Raw genomic sequence first — 217 nt, 5'->3', positions numbered from 1 at the left:
CATTTTGTGTTCAGCATTCAACTCGACGATCCGTCGCCGCAACCGATCAATGTCGATATAGTTGCGGTAGGTATGAACGCGCCGTTGTACGTGATGCTCGCTGGTTGCGCCGGTCTGCCAGACGATCTTGAGCCACACCTGACCTCGGGTCCGCTTCTGATCAAGAACGACTTCGCGGATGACAAATCGCAGAATGCGCTTGCGATCGGCTGCCGAC

Annotated in this window: 1 protein-coding gene; it reads right to left on the bottom strand. The window is 55.8% G+C overall.

The window, feature by feature from the left end; translation table 11 throughout:
• Positions 1-217, bottom strand: a 217-nt coding sequence (locus tag AC066S_RS40110) for a hypothetical protein (RefSeq protein ID WP_478272111.1), incomplete at both ends; no start/stop codon positions are given.

It is taken from the genome of Bradyrhizobium sp. CFUWI (assembly GCF_056429085.1).
This window is presented reverse-complemented; position numbering and strand designations above follow the sequence as displayed.